This window comes from Lachnotalea glycerini (assembly GCF_003201285.1).
Lineage (GTDB): Bacteria > Bacillota > Clostridia > Lachnospirales > Lachnospiraceae > Lachnotalea > Lachnotalea glycerini.
In genome coordinates, this window is record NZ_QICS01000007.1 from 169327 (window position 1) to 192145 (window position 22819).

General features: G+C 33.9%; 17 protein-coding genes. 3 read left to right on the plus strand and 14 right to left on the minus strand.

Annotation, left to right across the window (positions count from 1 at the left end):
- From licT to C8E03_RS13950, 5 genes are all read right to left on the minus strand, one after another.
- A complete protein-coding gene (licT, locus tag C8E03_RS13930) occupies positions 1–846 on the minus strand; it encodes a BglG family transcription antiterminator LicT (protein WP_110291333.1) in 846 nt (281 codons plus the stop codon).
- A 302-nt stretch (positions 847–1148) separates the two neighbouring features.
- Positions 1149–2477, minus strand: a complete 1329-nt coding sequence (locus tag C8E03_RS13935; RefSeq protein WP_094378237.1) for an alpha-L-fucosidase — start codon at positions 2475–2477, stop codon at positions 1149–1151.
- A gap of 56 nt (positions 2478–2533) precedes the next feature.
- Positions 2534–3355: a carbohydrate ABC transporter permease gene (locus tag C8E03_RS13940; protein ID WP_094378238.1), complete on the minus strand. Its 822-nt coding sequence runs from the start codon at positions 3353–3355 to the stop codon at positions 2534–2536.
- On the minus strand, positions 3352–4221 hold the full coding sequence (locus C8E03_RS13945; RefSeq protein WP_094378239.1) for a carbohydrate ABC transporter permease: 870 nt from the start codon (positions 4219–4221) through the stop codon (positions 3352–3354). Before C8E03_RS13945 ends, C8E03_RS13940 begins: the two co-directional genes overlap by 4 nt.
- 126 nt (positions 4222–4347) lie before the next feature.
- On the minus strand, positions 4348–5655 hold the full coding sequence (locus tag C8E03_RS13950) for an ABC transporter substrate-binding protein (RefSeq protein WP_110291303.1): 1308 nt from the start codon (positions 5653–5655) through the stop codon (positions 4348–4350).
- A 294-nt stretch (positions 5656–5949) separates the two neighbouring features.
- Here C8E03_RS13950 and C8E03_RS13955 point away from each other — a divergent pair, with 294 nt between their 5' ends.
- Both C8E03_RS13955 and C8E03_RS13960 read left to right on the plus strand, forming a co-directional pair.
- Positions 5950–7746, plus strand: a complete 1797-nt coding sequence (locus tag C8E03_RS13955; protein WP_094378241.1) for a sensor histidine kinase — start codon at positions 5950–5952, stop codon at positions 7744–7746.
- Positions 7730–9253, plus strand: a complete 1524-nt coding sequence (locus C8E03_RS13960) for a response regulator transcription factor (RefSeq protein WP_110291304.1) — start codon at positions 7730–7732, stop codon at positions 9251–9253. The genes C8E03_RS13955 and C8E03_RS13960 overlap by 17 nt, the downstream gene beginning before the upstream one ends.
- A 106-nt stretch (positions 9254–9359) precedes the next feature.
- On the opposite strand, the gene C8E03_RS13965 is transcribed toward C8E03_RS13960, so the two are convergent.
- The 8 genes from C8E03_RS13965 to C8E03_RS14000 form a co-directional block, all read right to left on the minus strand.
- A complete protein-coding gene (locus C8E03_RS13965; RefSeq protein ID WP_207657808.1) occupies positions 9360–12023 on the minus strand; it encodes a glycoside hydrolase family 9 protein in 2664 nt (887 codons plus the stop codon).
- 140 nt (positions 12024–12163) lie between these two features.
- Positions 12164–14872: a glycoside hydrolase family 48 protein gene (locus C8E03_RS13970; protein ID WP_094377517.1), complete on the minus strand. Its 2709-nt coding sequence runs from the start codon at positions 14870–14872 to the stop codon at positions 12164–12166.
- A 418-nt stretch (positions 14873–15290) separates the two neighbouring features.
- Positions 15291–15587 (minus strand): DUF2325 domain-containing protein, encoded by a 297-nt coding sequence (locus C8E03_RS13975; protein ID WP_094377516.1) that lies wholly within the window; start codon positions 15585–15587, stop codon positions 15291–15293.
- An 80-nt stretch (positions 15588–15667) separates the two neighbouring features.
- Positions 15668–16099 (minus strand): flavodoxin, encoded by a 432-nt coding sequence (locus C8E03_RS13980; protein ID WP_094377515.1) that lies wholly within the window; start codon positions 16097–16099, stop codon positions 15668–15670.
- A gap of 14 nt (positions 16100–16113) precedes the next feature.
- Positions 16114–16731, minus strand: coding sequence for a DUF3793 family protein (locus tag C8E03_RS13985; protein ID WP_110291306.1), 618 nt, complete (start codon positions 16729–16731; stop codon positions 16114–16116).
- 195 nt (positions 16732–16926) lie between these two features.
- On the minus strand, positions 16927–17877 hold the full coding sequence (locus tag C8E03_RS13990) for a M14 family metallopeptidase (RefSeq protein ID WP_110291307.1): 951 nt from the start codon (positions 17875–17877) through the stop codon (positions 16927–16929).
- A gap of 59 nt (positions 17878–17936) precedes the next feature.
- Positions 17937–19295: an MATE family efflux transporter gene (locus tag C8E03_RS13995; protein ID WP_110291308.1), complete on the minus strand. Its 1359-nt coding sequence runs from the start codon at positions 19293–19295 to the stop codon at positions 17937–17939.
- Positions 19296–19710: 415 nt separating this feature from the next.
- Positions 19711–21438: a methyl-accepting chemotaxis protein gene (locus C8E03_RS14000; protein WP_094377511.1), complete on the minus strand. Its 1728-nt coding sequence runs from the start codon at positions 21436–21438 to the stop codon at positions 19711–19713.
- A gap of 247 nt (positions 21439–21685) precedes the next feature.
- On the opposite strand from C8E03_RS14000, the gene C8E03_RS14005 reads away from it, so the two are divergent.
- Positions 21686–22027, plus strand: coding sequence for a helix-turn-helix domain-containing protein (locus C8E03_RS14005; protein ID WP_110291309.1), 342 nt, complete (start codon positions 21686–21688; stop codon positions 22025–22027).
- Between the two features lie 290 nt (positions 22028–22317).
- On the opposite strand, the gene C8E03_RS14010 is transcribed toward C8E03_RS14005, so the two are convergent.
- On the minus strand, positions 22318–22809 hold the full coding sequence (locus C8E03_RS14010; protein WP_094377509.1) for a transcriptional repressor: 492 nt from the start codon (positions 22807–22809) through the stop codon (positions 22318–22320).
- Positions 22810–22819 lie beyond the last annotated feature (10 nt).

The following is a 22819-nucleotide window of genomic DNA, read 5'->3' on the forward strand; positions in this document are numbered from 1 at the left end:
CTATTTCTCTTTCTCTCGTTCTGCAACGCGATTAATATGAAGCATAAAATATATCATTTCTTCTTGCGATATCACTACATTAAATTTATTAATAAAATACTTCTTGACTTTGTCAGCACAAGCTTTTGCCTGTGGTATTTTATCTTTCACCTGTTCGTATAAAAAATCATCTTCTGATGCTAGTATTTCATTACTAATCAGCCTTCTTGCAAAATAGCGGATATGAGTGATAAAACGACTGTAATTAAGAGTATCTTCATCTAGATCAATTTGATAATGATATTTTACAATGTTTAATACATCATTTACAATTTCTGTTATCATCATTGTTAATTGAATATCCTCTCCATCCTGTTGTGCATTAATAAAATGAAGTGCTATAAATCCAATTTCATCTTCTGATAAATAGATTTTTTCATAATACTCAATAAGAGTTAATGCATTTTTTGCAGCTGCATATTCTTTGGGATAGTACTTTCGTATTTCCCATAGCAATGCATTTTTCATCAACATTCCAGATTTATATCTGGAAATTGTATAACTAATGTGATCAGTCAATCCAATATAGATACTGTCATGAAATTTTACATTCAATTCTTTCTGTGCTTGAACAATAATCTTTTCTACTAATTCAACATGGTTTAAAGGAACCTCTTTTAACAAACTGATAAATTTAGAGGACATTTCAGGCGATTGAAAAACAAACGTTTTATCTATTTTATCTTCATCAACTATGCTTCCCGTCAACTTTTTAAAAGCGATTCCTTTCCCCAACAATATCAATTCTGACATTTTGTCATCTTCAGCTAAGATTATATTATTATTGAATATCTTTTTAATTCGCAAACACATCTCCTTGATCTACCCTCCTTGCATAAAAAAACACCTAAACTAATTCAGAACTTGTTTATGTTCTATCTAGTTCAGGTGTTGCCTGCTTAACAGTTACAATCCTTTTATATAATTTATTATAGCATAATCCATTTGTCTTTATCAATAGTGCATATTAATGTATTTTTCTCATGCTTTTTATGCATATTCACTGTTAAAAGCTAATTTAAAATAACCATTCTTCAATTTAAATATATATTGTTACGTAAATTCCTAAGTTACAGATATGGAAGCATGCAGCCTAACTCCTTCTATTTTCATTCTCCCCCGGGCACTTTAAATGCAATTGAGCCTATACTGGTCTGATGACTGTGTATCTTTATTTTTACCCCAGTACCAAACGCTTCAAAATCATAGAAAATTTTATCATCCAATGCCCTAATTTCTCCGCTTAAATCTGGAATTACTACTTCAAATGCCCCTTGTGGAACTTTATCAAGCATAACATATAAATCCTTTTTCTTTTTTGTATAATGAATCTGTACACCACTCTCATCAATGGCAGACTCTCGTTTACTGCATCTAGTTCCATAAATTGCTTCTCCATTTACTGCAAGCCATTGACCAATTGAAAGCAATCTTTTTTCCTGCTCTTTTGGTATGGTTCCATCTGCTTTTGGTCCAATGTTCAACAAGAGATTCCCATTATTTGACACTGTACTTACCAATAAGCTGATAGTATCCTCAACACTCATTATTTTATCATCTTCTTCTATCGCATTGTAACCGAAAGATAAGCCCATGCCACGATTCATTTCCCACTTTTCCATACGGTTTGACTCTCCATATTTGTATTCCATTGTTCTAAAATCATGATAAAGTCCATTGAATCTGTCATTTACCACACCCTCTTCAACGTTATTATAATAATGTGACAATAAATAGGGTAAATTCTGTTCTCCTTGTTTTGGCCAGCCAATGTCATTCCAAAATACAGAGGGTTTATAATTATCAATTAGTTCACAAGATTGATTATATGCATAATCTGCATATTCATAGGTAGGACAAGCCTTGTTGAAATTATCATTTTGTTCAATAATTGGATCATGGGCAAATCTCCAATCAAGAATGCCAGAGTAATATAAGCCCATTTTCATTCCCTGTGCTCTTACCGCATTTGTTAAATCTCCTACCAGATCGCGTTTCGGACCTTTCTTCATTGCATTATAGTCCGTGTACTTACTTGGAAACAAGCAAAATCCATCATGATGCTTTGTAACCATTACCACGTATGCTGCTCCTGCTTTCCTGAATAATTCTGCCCACTTATCTGGTTTATAATTATCAACTTTCCACATTGACACAAAATCTTCATATTTAAAATCTATACCATATGTCTTTATATGATGTTCATAGGTTGGTCCTCTTCCGACGTTTACAGAATTAAAATACCATTCTGCATAAGGGTTATTCGCATACCAATTTTCGTCAATTGGAACTTCTCCTAATTGCCATGTTATTGGAGCATATGCCGGTACAGAATATAAACCCCAATGAATAAAAATTCCAAATTTGCAATCATGATACCACGCAGGAACTTCATGTGAGTTAAGTGATTCCCACGTTCCATTATATTGTTTTTTCATTCTTGTCTCTCCTCCAAAATTACGTTAGATCAATTCCTATTTCTTTATCTTCATACTCAACCTTTAACAGCTCCCGCAGTCATACCAGCTATAATATATTTTTGTGCAAATATATATACTAAAACAACTGGAATGGAAACCATAACTACATCTGCACAGACCAGATTCCAGCTTCTGCTGTATTGTCCAAAAAAGTTATATACAGATAATGGTAATGTCCACTTACTAGAAGAATTAAGTAAATACATAGGTATCTGTAATTCATTCCAAACCCACATAAAATTTAATACCCCTGTTGTTGCAATAACAGGTTTTAATAATGGAAGAATTGTCTTTGTAAATAGCTTAAACCCTATTGCTCCATCTACCACTGCGGCCTCATCCAGCTCTCTTGGTATTTCTTTAATAAAACTGCTAAACATCATAACTGAAAATGGCATATATAACGCACTGTATACAAGCACTAAGCCAATACGTGAACCATATAAATGAACCCCCCTTAACAGTTGAATAGTAGGTAGTGCTGCAAATGGTGCAATAATTCCAAATGAAATTACTTTATACATAATTCTACATTCTTTAGTGTCTCTTCTTGTCAATACATAGCTTAATATGGAAGAAAAAATCAAAATCAGCAATACGCCTAAGCCAGTAATAAAAATACTATTACCAAAGCTTTGTAAAAAATTATTATCAAACACGGTCATATAGTTGGCGAATTGCCAATTTGTCGGTAAGGAAGCATTCAGATAGCTCGCTTCTCCTTTTGTTTTAAAGGAAGTCATAACTACCATAAGAATTGGATAAATGGTAACAATACTTAATATCCACAGAATAAATTCCAGTAATATATTGATACTTTTGGTTTTTTTACTCATTCTATATGCTCCCACCTTTCACTAAACTTTTGATATAATCCTGAAATAGCAACCAATAATATGGTAAATACTAGATTGACAGCGACTGACATAGAATAACGTCCTGCAGACATTTCATTCATTATCAAAGTACCAAAACTTTCTGTTGAATTTCCCGGACCACCAGATGTCATAACATAAATTAAATCAAACATTTTGAGCCCGTAAATCAAACTAAACAAAATGTTAACATTCACAGTAGGCATAATGAGCGGTAATGTTATATTTTTAAATAATTTCCATTCAGAGGCTCCGTCTATTTTAGCTGCTTCAAAATAATCAGTGGATACGGACTGCATCCCAGCTAATGTTATAATAATTGCATAGCCTATGTTTCTCCAAATTTCTGCAAAACATATTGCAAATATTGCACTCCACCGACTTCCAAGCCACTGAATACTATCAATTCCTAATGCATTTAAAATATTATTGATCGTACCATGTCTTGTCTGAAAAACAGCTGTAAATATAAGTCCAACTACTAAAGCAGAAAAAATAGCCGGAATAAAGTATACTGTACGAAGAGCTGTTCTGCTTCGTATATTTCTATTTAAAATATAAGCAAAGACAAAACCAAGGATTGTAACTACAATAGTTTTTATACCTGCATAAATTAATGTATTTACAAAAGCGATTGGTACCTTTCTGTTTTTTAACACTTCAACAAGATTATCCAATCCTACAAATTTAAGGGAATTGGTTCTGGCAGCACTCCAGTTTGTAAATGCATATATATACCCAATTGTTGATGGTATTATAAAAAATATAATAAACACTGCTACAGATGCAACAATCATATAGAGTGGGTATATTTTTTTTCTATTCATAGTTACCTCCATTCATTCGATTCACACACACATCAACTGGTAGGCGTAAAAAGTTCTTGCACACCCATCCTTTAATTTCCAGTGTCTAGACTTGATTTATAATGTCTTAATTTTACCTATTTGAAATTATTTTTTAAAGGATTCCAGTGTTGCGATGCGATCTTCATCTAATCGTTTTAAGCACTCGTCAACCGTGATATTTCCACTCATTAATTCCTGAATTGCTTTTCCGCCTTCTGTCTGAGAAAATCCTATAATTTGAGGTTGCGCAACCGATGCATTCCCTAATTTATCAATCAGATCTTTTGCCTTATTATATTGTATAGAAGGAGTATTTGTTGTTTGCTGTTTAAATACAGGTGTTGTTGCAATCCCTTCAAATGCTTTATTATAATTATACGGATCTGCCATAAACTTTATAAACTCCAAAGCAGTCTCTACATTTTCTCCATTTTTGTTGACCATCATCAAATTAACATTTGGCCCTTCAAAGGTTCCGTCATCAATAGTTCCCATAAATACAGGCATTAAACCAAAATCATCCTTTTTATAAGTATAGGAATCATTATCAAAATCTGTATCGAACCAAGTGTCCCAGCAAAACATCATTGCCGCTTTCCCTTCACCCAATACTTCACTCGTATAATCCCATGTGTCCGTCATATAGCTTTCACCAAACCAGCCTCGTTCTGCTGCTTTCTTAAACCAATTCAGCATATCCTTTATTTGGGGAATATCTGAATAAGTAATTGTATTGCTGTTTAACTGTTCAATCAGCTTGGTTCCATCATCACCGCTAAAAATAGGGTCAAAAGCATATTGGTATAGAATCGGCCATGCATCCGAAGCCGCCAAATATATTGGCTGAATACCCACTTCCACTAACTTGTCACAAATAGCATCAAATTCCTCCTGTGTGGTAGGTACTGATAATCCTTGATCTTCAAAAATTTTAGTATTGTAAAAGCATCCTGAAATCGATGCTTCCCAGAATGGAAGACCATAAATTTTACCATTCACTTTTGTCTGTGGAAGAACGGTTTCATTAATATCTGATACCCACTCTGCTTCTGTAAAGTCATAAAAATTTTCTTCACAATTGAAATTTAATAAATTACTATTTCCAAAGTGAATATACAAATCTGGTATGTCCCCTGTAGTAAATTTGGTCAATGCAATCGTTTCCGCATTATTTGTATCCAATCCTTGAACATCAATTTTATTACCTGATTCTGCTTCATAAAGATCAATAATCTTTGTCATATATGGTTTAGCAAGATCATCTGCATTTCCATATAAAGTTAAAGTTACACCACTACCAGCACTCTCCTCATTTGATTCATTTGAGTCATTTGATTCAGTACTGTTTCCGCATCCAATTAAAAGGGTAGCTGCAAAAATTCCAGTTAAAAATAGTGCTAATTTCTTTTTCATTTCTTTATCCTCCTCTTATCATCGTTTGATATGAATCAAGTTATTAATGCTACATTTATCTTATATAATATGGCTTTGAAAGTCCATGGACAAACTTCAAAATGTCTTTATAAAATATGCATATTTTATACAACAAAAAATTATTGAGCATTCATTGACTTTAATAAAAAATTCTATTATACTGAAAAAAATCAGCAAAGGAGTAACTTCATTTTTAAGCAGTCTATACCATATGATAATTATATATATTTTAAGTTAGCACCTAATAAATTTCACCTAAAAAGGAGTATACTTATGTTTAAAAGAAACTTTCAGATAACCTTGTATTTATCTTGTTGTTTCATAATTACCTTGGCTATGTCTGCTTGTGCTTTTTTATTTTATCAGTATAATTCTCAATTAATGATAAATAACTTAAAAAATAACACTGCGAGTACTTTGGTTCTTCTTGATATGCAGCTAAATAACGTATTAAGTGATATGAATTCTTCCCTAAAAACCATTCAGACTTCAGATAACTTCTTAAATATTATTCAACAAATCCCTTACTCTGATGCTAATTATTTTGCCTCGCAGCCTTCACAATCTTCCAATATGAAGAATATTTTTCGTACCATACTTTATTCTAAATCAAGCGATCGTTGCATTCATTATATTAGTAACAATTTAGACAATGTTGGTACTAGTGTTTCTAATTCCAGTGCTTATTTTGGCAAAGTTAAGCTTCGTTCAAATGACGATTTGCTGCATCTTTTAGAAGCTAAGAATTACGAGGCTTTCCTTCTTCCTCACCAAGATTATTGGTTCAGCAAGGAGAATCAAGTTATTTCTGTTGTTCGTTGGGTACGCAGTACCTATCAAAGCTATGGTATTTTGGAATATACAATCCAAATGTCCGAAATCAAAAAATTATTAACCATGTCCGATAATAACCAAAAAGAATATGAATTTATGATATTGGACGAAAATAATAACTTTATTTATAGTTCAGATGATCTTTTAGATACGGAAGCTGTATTAAATGTTTATCAGAAGAATCAATCTAATTCTACTCACAACACATTTTTTGTAAATAACTCTTATATTGCTTCCGAAAAAACTTTTTCTTTGACCAATTGGAAATTGATTCTGATACGTAATATTTCCGATTTAACCATGGAAATTCATAAACTCATAAAAATAACTATTTTTACGTTTTTTGTAATATTTATTGTAGTAGCTCTGTTTCTATACGTTTTAACACGTTATCTAACGAATCCTTTACGCAGTCTTTGTAAACAATTACTAACTTGTAAACTAAGTCCTGATGTTAAAATAAATGTAGCTACTGAAAGTAATGAGATAATTGCATTGACTAATACTATACAAGATATTTTAAGCCAAATCTATATTCAGAATAATAAGTTAGTAGAAACTCGAAAACGTACTTTAAGAGCACACTATGATGCAATGGAAGCACAATTGAACCCTCATTTTCTTTATAATACCCTTTCTGTTATTGGTGCTAGTGCTTTAAATACCGGAAATATAACCGTGTCAAAAATGTGTTCTGAATTAGCTAAGCTTTTACGCTATACCATATCCTACAGTGGTAAATCCGTTCCCCTTGAAAATGAGATAAATAACATTCAAAGCTACTTATTCATTATGAAGACCCGACATGAGGATGCACTTGAATGCATCTGGGAACTGGATGAGACTATAAATGATATACATGTTCCTAAGTTAATCTTACAACCTTTGGTAGAAAATTGCTTTCAGCATGGTTTTCAAGATATTGCACCTCCTTGGAAAATAAAAATTAAGTCTTATCAGGCAGACGGTAATTGGTATGTGTCTGTAGCAAACAATGGTTCTCCTTTTTCAATTGATAAAAAGGAACAATTATTTCAGCGATTTGAACAATATAAAAATTCATTTTTCGAAGAATATGATTCCAATCAATTTCTAGAAAAACAAGGTTTTGGACTGGAAAATACAGTAATTCGCCTTCATATATTTTATAGTGGCAATGAATATTTCCAGATATCCACTCAGAACCAATGGACAATTATAACAATAGGGAGCAAAATCAATGAACAACAAAATTAAAGTATTGATTGTGGAAGATGAACCCATGATTGCACGTGGTATTGAAACAATGATCTCTCAATATAGCAATGGTTTCAAAGTAATTGGAATTTGCAGAAATGGACTAGAAGGATTAGAAAAAATTAAAGCTGCATTTCCTAATCTTGTATTTACTGATATTCGTATGCCTGTAATGGATGGACTTGATATGATAAAAGGAGCAAATCAACTTGAACAGGTTCCCCATTTTATCATATTAACTGGATATGAAGAGTTTACTTATGCTCAGTCTGCTCTTCATCTGGGTGTAAAGAATTATCTTTTAAAACCTTTGGAATTTGATTCTCTTTTAAATACACTGAATGATTTCAAAAAATCCTATTACGCAGAAATCCGCCAACACCAAAATAAATGTATCCGTGATTTGATCTATAACGGAAACTTCATTTCAAATTCTTCTGTTTTAGACGGTTATTATATTACTTTTCTATTTATTTATTATGGTTTCGTAATCGACAATACTTATGATGAATTAAATATAAGCCGTGAATTAGTTAAAAATTTGGACCTTTCCTTTATCGCAGATATCGAGAAGCAACAGAATATATGGATTTATTGTAATAAAGGCAGACATTATAATGAATGTATTTTTACAATTGTAAGCTGTAGTGATTTAAAATGTACCTTATCGCCCATAATTACTGCTTTTCAATCCCATATTGAAACTACTGAAAGTTATCGAAATATTGTAGTATCAAAAACAACAAATAATATTTCAACACTATCCACTATTATGAATGAGTGTTGTGTCTACGCGCTTTCAACTATTCCTTTCGGCGTTAGTAAAACTATGATAGACAAGAATCAAGTTAATACAGATCCTATTTTTGTATCCTTAGAGGTACAACAATTATGTCAACAAATTCCTTCAAAAGCTACGAAAGAAATTGTTGAATCTTTTTGTATTAAAACAATTGACTGGTGGAGAACAAAACAAATTGCACAATTTCAGCTTCATAATGATTTACGTTATATTTTGAGCCAGATGCTGCAAAAAAGTTCAACACTATTAACTTCTTACCTAAGTGCTACTGAAATGATTAGCATCTCAGATAATTTCGATGCTTTATATGATAACCTACTCCATTCACTATATTTAATATTCAATCTGTCTGATCAAACGCAGAAAAAAGACTCTTTGGCTATCGTCCAAAGAGTTAAAAAATATTTAGATCAAAATTATACGCAACCAATTACCTACAAGGATTTTTATGAACTTTTTGGTTATAATGAAAAATATATCTCTTTGCTTTTTAAAACAGAATATAATATTTCTCCTAGTAAATATGTGAGCAAACTGCGTATTGAGTTATCAAAACAACTTTTAATGGAGCATCCACAGATGACTTTAAAAGAAGTTGCTGAGTTATCTGGTTTCGCAGACTCTTTCTATTTTAGCCGTGTCTTTAAAGTAAGCGAAGGGGTGTCTCCAAGTAATTTTCAAAAAAATTATTTTCAGAATTACTAAACAGGTCAAATACTTTCAATTGAAACAGCTACTAATCTTCTCGTAAAGAATTAGTAGCTGTTTCTTTCATAATAAAATGCCTGCTCTTATTATTAATCTTTATTGATTATGGCTCAATTCCCCATGCAAGACTGCCTGCAATATAAGCAGTTACATTTTGAGTATCTGTATATTCATTAGCAGATGTTATGAAAGAATAATCATCCGTTTGATTATAATTACTCCAATCTGCCTTTGAAAATCGTATCTGAACTTCTACTGCATTTCCAGGTGAAATCTCTCCTGCTGCATCACTAAAACCAATTTCAACGTAGTGATCTGCCCCTTTGGCTGCTGTATCTAATTTACCAAAAGCACCTGTTATATTGGAATTTCCTACGTTTGACCAGTCACACCAAAAGCTTTGATCCTTTTCACCATCAATCGTATAATAATATCTTAGTTTAACATCCGAAAGATCTAGACTGGTATCTCCTGTATTAAGTACCTTAATCTTTGAAGCAATTCCATTGGCTGAAGCTTGGGAATTAACATTATACATTGAAACCTCAACATCCCCTGATGTTACGACAGAAGAATCTGAAACATTAACTGCCAATGTAGAATCTGTCCCTGCGCTAAATGCAAAGGTAAGATTCAATTTTCCGCTATTTTGTGCTGCCAGATATTCTTTTCGAATCGTAACATTATTACCATTTACTAAATAATCTTCATTCCCTGCTAAAGCAGTACTTCCATTTTTAATTCCCACAAATGTATTACCATTTAGTGTAAGTGCTACAGAAATATCTTTCTGATTACTTTCTGCCTTATCAAAAGAAACTGATTTTACTGAAATTGAAGAATTTTTGCTAATCTCTCCCGTACTGGCACCTGGTTCATTTCCAAATACCTTTACACCATCATCATAAACCGGGATATAAGAGGATTTGGCAACACTTCCTGTCTTCAATCCTGTGAATGAGAAATCATTTGTGAATTCATACGCAGATGGGGCTGTAATTCTAAATTGAACCTCTTTTTTACATTCTGAATTTCCTCCCGGATATATCTTAGTTCCTGTAAAATCAGCATCTACGTAATATATATTATTTTCTTTATCCCAAGGCTTTAGCTGAGATAAAACTGCACCCTCGTTTAAGTTATTTGTCACTTTAAAATCACTGACACTGTAACCTGCATTGATCGCTTTTGTTATATCAACAAAATAACGGAAAGAAAGCTTATCTCCCATTTTTGCCGGCCAGCCAGATTGGTTATTAAGAACTGCTTTTATTTCAATAAAGTTAGAGCCTGATGCGTTGACTGATGCCTCAACAAAATATTCATCATTGGTTACTTTCTCCATAGCTGTAAAGTTCTCAATAGGTGTACCGCCATAATCCTCATACATTTTAGCCAAAGCGCCTACAAACCCTGCATTGTAATCACAAGCAACTTCATTGACAACGTAATTATTGATATCATCTGTATAGTCGTCATTTTTTCCGGGTCCTCCTACCAGTGCACCATAAAGAACATGTCTGTGGCTGGTAGGATTAGCCATACTATTTGTCCAAGAACTGTGAGCGGTTCTATGATGTGGATGCTCCGGTGAATTTGTACCAAAGCCAACTACATAGCTTCTTCCGGTGCTTCCAAGCGCATAATCAATCTGCTGTTTGGCAAATGTATTGTATGTATTTGCCTTCTCTGCACTACATCCAGACCAGTCTGCATAAACACTTGCTAAAAATGCAGTAGTTGTTGCGTAACGAAGAGAACCCCACTCTGATAGCCATGCCAGTCCCTTAGGAGTGTAAGTAACTCTTTCTCCATTATATCCAGTCGTCCAAAAATCTAAATGTTGCTCTATATACTTTTTATAAATGGGCTCATCTGTAATCTTAGCCAGTAATAATTCTGCACCATAATGAACATCATCCCAATTTTGTCCCCAGCTATAAGCCACGCCTGCACTGCCATTCCAATTATCCACATAACCTTCTGCTTTGTCTAAATATTCTTTTTCACCAGTTGCTAAATATAGCCAAACCCCTGCCCATGACAATTCATCATAGAAATCACTTGAATTACCATAGAATGTGTTAGCCGCTGTGTAACCTGCATTGCTTTTTGTGTTATCAGCAAAGGCAAACAGCTCTTTCGCATGGCTGATGCATGTCGCTGCATACTCTTCATCTTCTTCCTTAAAAATCACTGCTGTTGATGCCAACTCTGCTGCCGCCTGCGCTACTACAGATGAACCAGGATTTGACAAATCTACTTTATAGGAAGGCCTTGACATTTGCATTACCTCTGCTGGTCCCCACCAAGAATGATCTGTATTACCGTTTCCTACCTGATAGTAAAATACATTTGCCTCTGGATGACACTTCATTAAATAGTCACTGACCCATTTTATATTATCCATCTGATAATCCAATTGTCCACTTTCTATAAGAGCATCCTTAGCTTCGTATACAGACCATGCAAGCATGGTCGCAGAATATGCCATCGGTATATTAAATTTTACATGATCTCCGGCATCATACCAGCCTCCGGTCAAATCAAGTCCGACATCTGCACCATCTGTAAGTCCTGAATCACCTCTCCAATTATTTCTCGTATTCTCCGGCAGTTCGCCTGAGCGTTGAAATTCATAAAACATAACTGCTTTTTGAAGTGCCTCTCCATAATTATAGTTAGCAGCCTCTGCCTTTATCCCCTGTACTGGCAATAACGTACACACAAGTGCTGCAGCTACTAATTTACTCCAAGATTTTCTCATACTTTCCTCCATTCACTCTATTTCTACTTTTCTGTAAAAATATCATAATCATTTCAAAATCACCGCCCCTGCATGGAGCGGTGATAATTTTAATGATAGAAAACTCTCTTTACTACATCATACCAGAGTATTTCTACTTCTTATGGTTCAATTCCCCATTGGATAGCACCATTAATGTAACCTGTAACTTTTTCTGAATCTGCATAAGACGTATTGGCTGTACTAAATGAATAGTCTCCGTCTTGTGTATAGTTAGACCAATCTGATTTAGAAAATCTCACTTGTACTTCAAGAGACTGTCCTGCTGCCAAAGTTCCTGCGCCATTACTAAAACCGATTTCAAGATAGTGATCAGCCCCTGTTTTAGATGCATCCATCTTAACAAAAGTTCCGGTTACGTTGTTACTACCAACTGTTGACCAATCACACCAGAAACTCTGATCCTTATCACCATCAATTGTATAATAATAACGAAGCTTTACATCAGAAAGTGAAATATCACTATCTCCCTCATTATAAATCTTAAATTTAGGAGAAATACCATTTGTCGTATTTGAAGTACTTGCATTGTACATTTGTACCTTAATATCTCCTTCTACAGCTTCAGGTACTGAAGAATCGATAACAGATACCTTTAATGCACTGTTCTTTCCTGCACTAAAATCAAAGGTTAGATTAACGTTTCCAACCGAATATTTTGCTAAATAATCCTTAGAAATGGTTACCACGTTATCATTTACTGTATAGTCAGTTCCTTTCACTAAAGCATCCTTACCGTTATTGATTGCATCTAAAGTATTTCCGTTTAAAGTTACTTCTACAGAAATGTCCTCAGCAGCATTTTTATCAAAGGTTGCTTTATTTGTTGAAAGGGTAGAATTACTTTCATTTGTTTCCTCACCAAATAAAATTGAGTATAATCCGTTTGCAATTGCAACATCGCATTGAGCCCAGAAACGATGGTAATTAATTTCCATGTCAGTGCCTGTATTATATGCGTTTAATAAGTTCTCATAGTTAGGATCATCCTTATACTTAGAACGAATATCAAGGAATTTAATACCATTCTTAATTTCATCACCATTTGGCATTGTTCCTGTAAAGCCTTCCGGAACATAAACCTCCTGTTCAAAATAACGTGTAGGATCTATATATTCAGTACATGATACACCCTTTTCATCACGATAAAGTGTCCAGGTTCTATCAAGTAATTCTTTGGCAAGAACACGAGATTCATCATCACCAGATGCTTTACTATAATATAATAATGTATTGGCAAGTGAACCTACAATACCAAGGTCTGTTCCGTAAGTTTCTACAGATACATGCAGACCTGAATTACCTGTATAAGTACCTGTCCAAGTATCAGGCTGACCTGTCCAAGCTATTTTACCAGGAATTTGGAACGTACCATCACTGTTTAATTTAACAACTGTTTTAACCCAACTTACCCATTTATCCATGATATCTTTCGCTCTGGTATCTCCGGTCTGATAATAATACTCAGCTACACGCTGCATTGACCATGTCTGCATACCAAACCACGTATTACTTCCAGGATCACTGTAAACAGGATTTTCTTCATATCCCATACCATAGAAAGTCGAAACATTTGAAGGTAATGTTTCATAACGTCCATTGTAAGAGTTGCTCGCTCCACCTGCAATTGCTCCTTCTGACGACTGAAGCCATTGATAGAATTCTAATTGTCGATCCAAGCTTTCTCCCCAGTCGGTTGCACCGTTTTGAGAAGCTGGCTTAAATTCTGAATCCTCAGACAGAATCCATGCTGTCATTGGGTTCTGGTATCCGAAATGGTTGTGGCTGCAACCAATCTTCCAAGCCCAGTCAGCAGTCGTTCCGCCACCCCACGCATAATACCAGGATAATAGATAATGACTTGAATCATAGCCTGTTCCTGCTGTTGATGAATTTCCTATTTTTCTAAAATATTTATCGAACATAGAATAACGCAGATAATCACCCATTTTAGTTGCTTTACTTACATCATCCGACAAATCGACACCATAATCTTTTGCCCATTCATTTGCCCAATAAGTTGCTTGAACAGCTCTGGCATCAGCATCTGGTGCATTGGTGTACTTAAATTGCTGTGAATAGGAATTGTCTTTGACAAATAAATCCAAGAATCCATTTTTACCGCCAAATTTCATAGTTTCATAACAAGGCTGTGGTATTGTTTCAAATACAGATTCCTGTGTACCTCTTTGATATGTATTAATATAGGATGGTGTTGAAGTTCCGTCTCCTCTTTGTCCAAATCCATACCAGTTGTCTACGTCAAGTAACCAATGCATTCCGTATATCTGTGATGTTCCATAAGTTGAAGTCAAATCACTGTTAATTGGATCCTTACCAACAGCTGCTCCAAAATCCATTGCTGATGGATATAAATCCGGCTCTTCCCACTCTGCTGCATACGTTGCTGGTGAATTTGCATTATACTTACTCATACTGCTATTTGGTTGATCTTTATCTCCTGGAATTATGTACTTTTCAGTGATATCCCAAGCATCCTCAAATGAAGAAAAATCTCCTGAAAATTTACCATACATAGCTTCCAACCACAAATAATAGCTAAAAGCCTCACTAGTTGTAACATGACCATAATCTGGTGCCTCTACAATCATAGTTTCTACTGAATGGTATGGGATTCCTTGTTCGCTAAAATATCCATTATCTGAGTCATGCAGATCCTCCCACATTTCCATAAAACGCTCTTCATAAGCACTTGTATTATCTGCTTCTGCACCATAGGTTATTGGTTTTGGCACAAGCGAAATCATTAGTGCTGTTAAAACTAACCATGCTACTTTTTTCTTATACATTAAAATACCTCCTCATAATTTATCTAACAATTAACGTTCGCTTTTTTAGGAGCGTTGCAAAATTTGTCATAAAAAAGCTTGTTTCATGCCTCCTCTCCCCTGCATAATTATACACTTCTAAATTAGCAAGCATTAATGGTAGTCCCCCAATTTTTGTCTAATTTTATCGTCTTTACTAGATTAGGATAGCATATTATTGTACATTTGTAAATCAATATGTTAAATTATTTTACAATTTATTATATTTTTGTTGTTTTTACTTTTATTTAACTTATTTTACATATTTTTTGTTTATTTTACGTATTAAGTGTTTTTTTTCAACATAATGAACCTAAATAATACACAAAGATATTTATTTTTTACATAATAAAAAATAGAGATTATGCATTCAAAATTTGAATTTCATAACCTCTATTTGCTATAAATCACATTCATTTTTACAAACATTCTCCAAAATATCATTCAATGCACATCCACTGCTGGAATGACATCTGACTAAATCCGTATTGTTTTTTTCTGCCTCCGCAACAGCACATCGTGCCATTTTGTGTGAAACTGTATTGGTAAATAATATAATTAAATCAGGACTTCCTATCTGATCTCCAAATTTACCGGACATTTTTGTAAATACCTTGGCTTTGCACTTATATTCCTTACATATCTTTTTATACTGACAGGCCATTCTATCATGTCCGCCTATAATTACAACACTCATATTAACTCCTTTCTGACTCCTGCTGATATCTCGTACAGATAAGCCGTTACATTAAACTTCGTAACGGCTTTATCTAAAGATCAAAGTGCTGCTAATTGCTTTCCAATCTCACTACACTCTGCTAATACCTCATCATCTGGTGTTTCCTGACACATGCAGCCTTTTCCTCCAACTAAAACAGCACCTGCATTTATCATTCTTTCTTCCCAGTCTCTCATCCATTCTCCGTCTCCCCATCCATAGGAGCCAAACAAAGCGATGTTTTTACCGGTTGCAAATTTCTCTATCTCTTCAACAAATGGTTCCATCTCTTCTTCTTCCAAAACCTCTGCACCCATGGCAGGACAGCCTAAAGCAAATACGGTAGAATCTTTTAAACTGTCTAAAGAAGCCTTTGACACCTCAATCACCTCAGCCTCTTTACCGGCCATCTTTATTCCCTGACCGACTGCGTTTGCCATAGCCTCTGTGTTTCCTGTCTGTGACCAAAAAATTACACTTATCTTACCCATAACCTATCATCCTCCTAAATTACTGCATTTTGCAAATTATTATTACTATACTTGTCTATGATTTCCCAAATACTTTCCCCACTCGAAACTAAACGAATCGCGGTTTCCTTTGCCTGATTGTATTTTTCAAACATCCTTTGCTTTTCCTTTATATTTTCATATACTTTCCAGTAACCTGCATATAGAAAATTTTGTCCCTGATTTGCCATAAATCCATACACATCTTCAACCGGATAGCCTAGTATCAAGCCCAGTTCATGTGGAAATTTTTTGCTAGTTGCCATATATGCTTCATATTTCTTTCGAATACAGCTTAAAATTTCAAAAAGCATATGATTCTTATAGCCTAACACTGCTAGCAAATTTATTACTTCTCTTTTACTTAAATAGTCCATAAGCTCATTTAACCGGTATAATAAAAAAGTTGTTTTATTCTGTGTCTCGCAAAGAATAAAATAAGAGATTTCTCCATTCTTAAACATCTCTTCCACATACTCGGCATTCTCCCTCTGAACTATAAGTAAATTGGAGATTTTAATTCCCATTATAAATGGTGCACATTGTATGGCCAATTGTATCTCTAAATTTTTAAGATTCATACTTTTTATAATTTGAAATACTTCGGAACTCATGTTTTCTCCTTTCGAGTTAGATGTATCTAACTTATGTTTATATTATCTAATTGCAATCGGTTTGTCAATAGTCATAATGATTGTTTTTTATCATTTATTTTCTTCCATTTGCCGTTTTTTATTCTAAGTCGATGCTTTTTATAAATTTAGAACAGCTTATCTCTAATCAAAAAAAACAGATAAAGTGTAAACACCTCATCCGTTTTTCTCTCCATATACTATTATTTCTTTATTTTTTCCCACACATAAGGAACAAGTCTGATACAATATAATTCCATCCGTTTCAAAATAGATCTGCTCAATTACATTGCCAAAGTAATCCTTTATCTCACCCGCCAGTTCTCCTTTTTTAAAACTTTCACCTGCTTTTTTGCCAGGATACCAACATCCTGTATTGTTTGCACATAGCTCATGCACTTGTTCAAGTTCAGTTGACTCAAAACTTACTTCTTTCTTATTATCTTCTAGTATCCCAAGGTATCTCATCACATTTTTAATATCTTCTTGATATAGTTCAACTTCCTCATGATTCCAAACTCCTTTGCAGCCTCGCTCAATTAGTATAGCTGGGATTCCTAACGAGCCTGCATAGTTATAGGCTCCATAACTACCTACTTTAGAACCAACCATATAATTTACATTGACTCTTTTTGCCATTTGCTGTGCCTTATCTTTAACAGAATCCTTAGTTACTGTGACATAGTATACATAGGGAGATAAATCCTCCTGAATGTCACCTCCATGCATATCAATATAATAATCTGTTAAACTATATAAATGATTCACTATAAAGTCAGCCAATTGTTCGGCTGCGCTTCCATTTTTATTTCCTGGAAAGACGCGGTTAAGATTTTTATTATCCTCGGGAACAACGCTGCTATTATTACATATTTCAAAACCTGATTGATTCACCGGATGTATCAGAATAACCGTTCCTTTAATTTGTTCTGGAATGATATTCTGTGCCAATTCGATAGCCGCTTGAATGCCAGTGTATTCAGTGCAATGAATCCCACTGGTAATAAGAAGAGTTTCTCCTTCTTCTTTTCCTGCAATTATAGTAACAGGCAGCTTAGACTTACCACCTAAAACTCCTAGTTCTACCTGCTTCTTCTCACCTCTTTTTACATTTAAAACCTCTAACATATTCTATTTTACCTCTCTTTTTTATTCGTTTTATATTTTAATTGGAAGTTTTACTCTCTTTATTGTCTTACTGTAACAGTTTCTTTTTTTAAGAGCAGAAAAAGAATACCCATATTTAACATTGCACATATAAACCATGTGATGGGATATATATATGAAATCTTACTTACATCCTTGTAAGAGCTTGCCCACAGAACAAGTATCAGTATACGTATAACACACAAACTAATAATGGAGTTGCACATGGGAATAAAAGAATTCCCCAATCCACGGATTACATTTCCTGTTATATCCAAAATGGCATATAAAAAATAAAATGGAAATGTAACTAAAGTTATAGAAACTCCATAAAAGATAACTGTGTTGTCTTTTATAAAAATCCAGAAAATACTTTCAATTACACTTAACATACTGATTGAAATAACAAGCGTTAAAAGAATCCCCAATCCCAATCCATAAATAGCTCCCTTTTTAACCCTTATTAATCTACCAGCACCCTTATTCTGACTGATAAAAATCATAACAGTCTGTCCCATGGCAAGTATTGGAAGATAAATTACTGACTCTATTTTAAAATAAGCAGAAAAAGCAGCAACTTGAGAAATTCCAAGCTTGTTTACATAATACTGCATAATAAGATTTGAAAAAGTAAGTAACACAGCCTGCACCCCTGCAGGTACTCCAATTCTAATCACTTCTTTGCCAAAATTATATTGTTCTTTAAAATCTAATTTTGGCGCATTCTGATTTATCATTAATTTTTTTATTAGCTTATAATGGTACTGATAGCCAATCAGTACCAAAACGATCCATTGTGAAATAACTGTAGCAAGGGATGCCCCTATTACTCCATATCCAAGGTGTATAATAAACAAAGCATCTAACCCAATATTAGTCAGACCTCCTATGACCATACTGATAAGAGGAATTTTCACCTCACCAGCTGCTTTCATAACAGCTGCGTATATATGAAACCCCATCATAGGAAACAAGCCAAGCAGATACATTCTTGCATATTGTAGCGCTTCTTTTAAAATTTCTTTTGGCGTTTGGAATTTAATCAGTAATGTTTCCATAAAGCAATAACCTATTATCGTAATAAATATAGAAAATATGATACCTATACCTAACGCTGCACTTGCTGCCTCTTTCAGTTCTTTGTACCGTTTGCCTCCATATAATCTTGCTCCTATCACTCCAATTCCTGTAGATATTCCTACAAATAAACCTATCATACAGGTAATCAGTACTCCGCTTGCTCCTACTGCTGCCGCTGCATTTTTCCCAATATAATTTCCAATAAAATACATATCCGCTGTATTGAAAAACTGTTGAAGCAAACTATTGGCTAACATCGGAATCGAAAATAAGATAAGTCCTTTGAAAATATTTCCTTCTATCATTAAATTGTTCTTCATCCTCTATCCCTTTCATGTCAACAATGGAATGTAACAGCGTTTTCGCATACTTTTTACACAATACCTGCGTTGGATTCATTAACTTCATGCTTACAAGCATTTTAACTGCATTATTATACAATTGTTTTTTCGACAAATTCCCATGTGACTGCCAAGTTGCACTGATTTTAACGCTCAGGCTCTTACCACTTCCACTTTTTCCTAGTATACCAAGACACTCTCCCTTATGCAACTCTAAAATAATATATAATTTTTATCCTGATATTTCATGACTTTCGTACGAATCATTCTTGCATACTATGCCCACTTAATAAAAACATTTGCAAAATAACATTTCTTTTGTCAAGTCATTGACTATTAACGCTAAAAATAGAAAAAGGACAGGAAAATTTACAACTTTCCTGTCCTTATATTCTTAAAGCTTAAAGGATGAAACCTCATTAATTAACTCCTCTCCAACCACAGAAAGACTTTCAGATGCTCTAGCAATCTCATTCACGGTAGCAGTCTGTTCCTCCATACTTGCCGCAATGTTTGTGGATACCTCAGAGAATTCATTGCTTAAAGCATTGGTTTCCTTTGCTGCTGAGACCATTTCATCACTTCCTCTAATTATCGTTTTTGAGGTTAGAAATATTTCATTAATCTGCTTCGTAATATTATCTACAAACTCAGATATATTTCCAAAAGCGCTTTCTGCCTGTCCTACTACATTCATTCCGATACGCACCTGACTGGTTCCCTCCTGAATCGAAGCGACAGCGCTGTTTGTTTCTTTTTGAATGCTTTGAATCAGAGCCGCTATTTTAGAAGCTGATTGTGCTGAGCTTTCTGCAAGCTTTCTAACTTCCTCTGCTACAACTGCAAAGCCTTTTCCCTGTTCTCCTGCTCGAGCCGCTTCAATTGCTGCATTTAGAGATAACAGGTTCGTTTGTTCTGCAATACTTGAAATCGTCTCAACAATTTCTTCTATTTCTGTAGAGCGTTCTCCTAATTCCATAATGCTCTCACTTGCATTAATTACCGTTTTTTCAATCTGATTCATCTGCTCTTTCGTCGCATCGATTGCCTTTTCGCCGTCCTTGGCAGCTTTCATTGCATCGTTTGTAATATGAACCGTATCATCTATTCTATCATTGCTATTCACCATGCTTTTAGAAATGTTTTCAATGACATTCAAAGTTGTTTCAATATTAGTCAGTTGATTTTTTGCACCTTGCGCTATTGATGTAACGGAATTTGTAGTTTCTTCAATCATAGATAAAGATTCTTCTGTACTGGCTGATAATTCCTCTGAGGAGGAAGCAACCGAAGATGCAACATCATTGATTTTAGACATAATATTCCAAAGATTGCTTCTCATAGCGATGATGCTTTTGCCCAAGGCTCCGATTTCATCGTTATATAGTTTTGCATCTCTTGCTTGAGCTAATGTTTCTTCACTTAAATCCCCTTTTGAAAATTTAGATATATATCTGCTAAATGATTCAATTGGTTTTGAAATTAATTTATTAATTATTATTACATAAGCTAGTACAAGCAATGTTGCAATAGCTATTATAATACCTATTATTGTTGTTGCATTACGAAATTCCATTACATTATTTTGTTCTATTGATTCTCCGTTTTCACTTAATATACGGGTAAATTCATCTACACAATTTTCCATTTGAGTTGATATATCGTCATATTCCTTTTGAAACAAGCTGTATGCTTCTTCATTTTTGTTTGAATCTGCCAAGGAAATAATCTGTGTTTTATGAGTTTCTCCCTGCTCCAAAGCACTGTATAATGATTGAATGAGCTCTTCTTCCTCTGAACTAACTCCTAATTTTTCATATTGTGCCATATAGCTTTCAATCTCTTGCCCTGAGCCTTCGATTTGAGTTTTAAGCTCCTGATTATACTGTTCATCCTCCGTAATCATTAATTCCAATAGCTTTTTATCACTCTCATCTTTAACATCCATTGCCTTTTCTAAATAAATAGCTTTTTGAAATGCCTGATACATAGTTTCTGCATTACTGTTTACGCTATTTAAATAAAGAAGACCGATTAAACCTACTACTACTGTTAATAATATAGATGTAATTCCCATTGATAAAATTTTGTACCTTACTTTGATATTTTGTAAAAATTTCATACTCTTCCTCCATCGTATTTTTGAATATTTGTATTAAAACCAGTACAATATAAGTCCATTACATTAGACTTTTTGATTCAGAAATAGTTTCACTATATTGAAGTTTTTGTCGTATTGTCTGAATTTTTATTAATTATAACTCATATGAGTTGTATAGTCAACCTTACATGCTACTCATATAATCATCTTATTATATTTCTGCAATTAGATACAATTAAATCAAATATAACGAAAGTGAGGAATAAATATGCAAGAAAATGATACTCTTATAAGGATTAAACGGATACTTGAATTAAACGGATGGAGCATTTATCGTTTAGCACAACGCTCTCATATTCCCTATAGCAGTCTTAATAATATTTTTCTAAGAAATACAGAACCAACCCTGTCAACACTCCGAAAGATATGCAATGGCTTCGGTATTTCTCTATCAGAATTTTTTAACGATGACATTCCAACCTCCTGTCAGGATAACAGCTTTTCTCCTGAAGATATTGAGCTTCTTACCTTATATCATTCTCTAAAACGCCATGAGCAAGATTTATTATTAGTCTATGCAAGCGGCTTGTCGAAACAACTTCCAAAATAAAAACAAAGTGGAGAGCCATAAAAGGATTGACTGCTTTGTCGCGGCAAATGCAGTCAATCAAAGACATTTTCCCTACATATGGAATCCTGCATGGTGTAACCATAATATCATAGGTATTTCCTATGATACGAAGAGGACGAACTGTTATTTACAGCTCGTCCTCTTCATATACTTTAATAACATCTTTTTGATAAAATTCAATACAAATACCAAGATAATAGATGCCACGAATATCACAATATTATATAAATTTACATATTCATTGATCATATTTACCTTCTTTCCGGCATTTATCTGCAATTTTCACCATCACATTCGCATTGCCTTACTGTTACATTCAAAATATTTTGGGCTTTTAAATATCCGCACACTTTTAATCCTTCCTTGATTACCATATTCCAATTTTTAGCTGAAAAATGATATATCGTATTATCATCCAGTTCTATCGTGCATGCATTTTCTATTTCACATCGATCAGAGCATGCTACTTTATACATATTTTTTCGATTAATCGCACCAATCTCTTCCAGCTTATTAATCATACGGTAAACAGTAGCAGTACCAATACTCTTATCTATCCCTGATGCCTTATAATAAATTTCTTTACAGCAGGAACACTCATCCTCCAATATAACATCCAGCAACAACAGCCTTTGTTTCGTAATCCGGCAGCCATTCTTCTTTAATTGTTCAATGATATTATCTTTTTGCAACTGCGTTCTCAAATACCTATTCGTATTATGTCCAAATTTTAAATTATTACTGTTTGTTTCTCTGGTCAACTTTATTCCT

Excerpts from the sequence above, each read along its gene's own strand:
- C8E03_RS13950 (WP_110291303.1), bottom strand. The coding sequence starts at position 5,655 with ATGAAAAAGAAATTAGCACTATTTTTAACTGGAATTTTTGCAGCTACC.
- C8E03_RS13955 (WP_094378241.1), top strand. The coding sequence starts at position 5,950 with ATGTTTAAAAGAAACTTTCAGATAACCTTGTATTTATCTTGTTGTTTC.
- C8E03_RS13985 (WP_110291306.1), bottom strand. The coding sequence starts at position 16,731 with ATGAGTTCCGAAGTATTTCAAATTATAAAAAGTATGAATCTTAAAAAT.
- C8E03_RS13990 (WP_110291307.1), bottom strand. The coding sequence starts at position 17,877 with ATGTTAGAGGTTTTAAATGTAAAAAGAGGTGAGAAGAAGCAGGTAGAA.
- C8E03_RS13965 (WP_207657808.1), bottom strand. The coding sequence starts at position 12,023 with ATGAGAAAATCTTGGAGTAAATTAGTAGCTGCAGCACTTGTGTGTACG.
- C8E03_RS13980 (WP_094377515.1), bottom strand. The coding sequence starts at position 16,099 with ATGGGTAAGATAAGTGTAATTTTTTGGTCACAGACAGGAAACACAGAG.
- C8E03_RS13945 (WP_094378239.1), bottom strand. The coding sequence starts at position 4,221 with ATGAATAGAAAAAAAATATACCCACTCTATATGATTGTTGCATCTGTA.
- C8E03_RS13940 (WP_094378238.1), bottom strand. The coding sequence starts at position 3,355 with ATGAGTAAAAAAACCAAAAGTATCAATATATTACTGGAATTTATTCTG.
- C8E03_RS13960 (WP_110291304.1), top strand. The coding sequence starts at position 7,730 with ATGAACAACAAAATTAAAGTATTGATTGTGGAAGATGAACCCATGATT.
- C8E03_RS14005 (WP_110291309.1), top strand. The coding sequence starts at position 21,686 with ATGCAAGAAAATGATACTCTTATAAGGATTAAACGGATACTTGAATTA.
- C8E03_RS13935 (WP_094378237.1), bottom strand. The coding sequence starts at position 2,477 with ATGAAAAAACAATATAATGGAACGTGGGAATCACTTAACTCACATGAA.
- C8E03_RS13975 (WP_094377516.1), bottom strand. The coding sequence starts at position 15,587 with ATGAGTGTTGTAATTATAGGCGGACATGATAGAATGGCCTGTCAGTAT.
- C8E03_RS13970 (WP_094377517.1), bottom strand. The coding sequence starts at position 14,872 with ATGTATAAGAAAAAAGTAGCATGGTTAGTTTTAACAGCACTAATGATT.
- C8E03_RS14000 (WP_094377511.1), bottom strand. The coding sequence starts at position 21,438 with ATGAAATTTTTACAAAATATCAAAGTAAGGTACAAAATTTTATCAATG.
- C8E03_RS13995 (WP_110291308.1), bottom strand. The coding sequence starts at position 19,295 with ATGAAGAACAATTTAATGATAGAAGGAAATATTTTCAAAGGACTTATC.